Raw genomic sequence first — 2,735 nt, 5'->3', positions numbered from 1 at the left:
TTCTGTTTTATCCGTTCATTATTGTAGTAATAGATATAGCTATCGATGGCTGATTTTAATTCCTCGAAACAGTTATAAACTTTCCCGTGAAAAATCTCTTGTTTTAATAAGCCAAAAAAATTCTCCATAAGTGAATTATCTAAGCAGTTCCCTTTCCGAGACATGCTTTGAAAGATTTTGTACTCCTTCAATTTGTTTCTATAAGCTTTCATTTGATACGCCCAACCTTGATCTGAGTGAAACGTACGACGATAGGGACAATCGTTAGTGGTCTGGATAGCTTCCTCCAAACCTTCCATTACCGCACGTGTTTCTTAATGGTGGTAGTGACCGATTTGAACGGCTAGGGCGGAAATACGGTGCAAATGCACGGTGGTTTCATGCAATGCTTACAGGGCGTATTTTGTAAGGGTATGTAACGGAGATAATCCCGACGGTAATGGATGTGAGAGGCCAAGCCGACGCTGACGGTAGGGCAAACAAACATAGTTGCACTCTAGCGATCGTTATTTATTTTTAACGGTCAAACTAGGGTACAACTATGCTTAAAACACTTCGCCTCAACTTCTGGTAGCAAAAGTGATTTTGAAAGTCAAAATATTTTTTATGAGTTATTTATAATTCGCCGTTTGTATAATTAAGCGAGACAAATAAAAAAGCCATTTATGTTACACTCAAATTGTAATACCCGCTAAAGCATACAAGGAGAGTGAACATAAATGACTTATACCCATCTTACACCAAACGAGCTTGTAATGATAGAAGCATATTTTCATCAAGAAACTCCGGTTGCTATCGTTGCGAAGCAGCTTAAACGTGGACGCCAAACAATTTACAATGTCTATAACTTTCTCAAATGTGGTGGAACAGCACTTGAATACTTTGAACAATACAAAGAAAATAAGCGACGTTGTGGGAGAACCGAAATCATTTTTCCTGCTGAGGAAAAAGAATACATTGCAAAAAGATCAACTGAAGGTTGGACCCCAGACGTCATTATTGGCCGTGCAGAGCGAACCTTCTCTTGTTCAGTAAGTACCCTCTATCGCCGGTTTAAGACGGGAGAATTCAATGTTTTACATTTACCGATGCAAGGAAAACGAAAACCAAATGGTTATAAGGAAAAACGTGGAAAACAGGCATTCAAAAGAAATATTTCTGAACGTAAAAAAGATTATGTCGTTTTCGAAGAAGAATTTGGACATTTAGAGGGTGATACGATTGTCGGCATCCACCATAAAAGTGCCGTCATCACACTCGTTGAGCGACTTTCAAAAGCCATTATCGCCTTGAAACCAGAAGGCCGTAAGGCAGTTGATATTGAAAATTCGATTAATGAATGGCTTCAATCCGTACCCAAAAATCTTTTCAAATCAATTACCTTTGATTGTGGAAAAGAATTCTCTAATTGGAAAAGTATTAGTAATACGAATGATATTGATATTTATTTCGCAGACCCAGGAACGCCTTCCCAACGGGGATTAAATGAACATTCAAACGGACTCCTCCGAAAAGATGGACTACCAAAAGAAATGGACTTCAACCAAGTCAATCAAGGATTCATCTCATCCGTTGCGTCCAAAAGAAACCATATCCCTAGAAAATCACTAAATTACCAAACACCATTAGAAGTTTTTTTGAGTTACGTAAATGGAAAGTTTTGTCTCGCTTAATTTGACAAATCGCCGATTGTAAAATTAAGCTAGACAACTAAAAAAAGTCATTTGTGCTACACTCAAAATAGTTCCGACGAAAGAATTATAAGGAGTGAGTACAAATGACCTATAACCATCTTACACCAACTGAACTCGTAATGATAGAAGCTTATTTCAATCAATCACAACCTGTTTCAAAAGTAGCCAATCTGTTACAACGTTCTCGACAAACTATTTATAAGGTCTATCGTTTTCTTAAATCTGGTGGAAGCGCAATGAGCTACTATAAACAATATAAGAAAAACAAACGTAACTGCGGAAGACATCCGATTGTTTTACCTGATGAGCAACAGGAATACATTCAAAAAAAGGTTGTTCAAGGGTGGGCTCCTGATGTCCTTATTGGTCGAGCAGAGTTTCCTATTGCTTGTTCGGTACGCACACTGTATCGAATGTTTAAAGATAAAACCTTTGACACTCACGATTTACCAATGAAGGGAAAAAGAAAACCAAACGGTCATAAAGAAAAAAGAGGAAAACAAGGGTTTCGCCGGTCAATCCGAGACAGAAAGACAGACTATACCCAGTTTGATCATGAATTTGGTCACCTGGAAGGTGACACTATCGTGGGTGGAAAACATAAAAGCGCGGTCATCACATTAGTTGAACGGCTATCTAAAGTCATCATTACCTTGAAACCCGAAGGCAGACAGGCTAAAGACATTGAAAATAGGCTGAATCAATGGTTTCGTTGTGTCCCAAAAAACTTATTTAAATCCATCACATTTGATTGTGGAAAAGAATTCTCAAATTGGAAAAAGATTAGTAATACCAACGATATTTCAATTTATTTTGCGGATCCAGGAACACCTTCTCAACGAGGATTGAATGAACATTCAAATGGCTTATTACGTAAAGATGGTTTGTATAAAGCTATGGATTTTAATGGTGTATCTGAAACCTTTATCCAATCGGTGGCATCGAAACGAAATCATATTCCTAGAAAATCATTACACTATCGGACACCAATGGAAGTATTTTTGAGTTACGTCACAAAAGATGATTTGTCTAACTTAATTT

2 protein-coding genes and 1 pseudogene are annotated in these 2,735 nt (G+C 37.6%); 2 read left to right on the top strand and 1 reads right to left on the bottom strand.

The window, feature by feature from the left end:
* Window positions 1–290 (bottom strand): annotated as a pseudogene (locus OQV04_RS24140) (IS3 family transposase); the annotation flags it as partial.
* 429 nt (window positions 291–719) lie between these two features.
* On the opposite strand from OQV04_RS24140, the gene OQV04_RS24135 reads away from it, so the two are divergent.
* Complete coding sequence (locus tag OQV04_RS24135) at window positions 720–1,673, top strand: IS30 family transposase (RefSeq protein ID WP_002325884.1); 954 nt, start codon at window positions 720–722, stop codon at window positions 1,671–1,673.
* A 104-nt stretch (window positions 1,674–1,777) separates the two neighbouring features.
* Window positions 1,778–2,735 (top strand): IS30 family transposase (locus tag OQV04_RS24130; protein WP_002303350.1); only part of this gene is annotated, 958 nt, incomplete at its 3' end.

It is taken from the genome of Escherichia sp. Lx600-2, assembly GCF_036662595.1.
Classification (GTDB): domain Bacteria; phylum Pseudomonadota; class Gammaproteobacteria; order Enterobacterales; family Enterobacteriaceae; genus Escherichia; species Escherichia coli.
The sequence above is the reverse complement of the archived record's forward strand: the minus strand, read 5'-3'. Positions and strand labels throughout refer to the sequence as shown.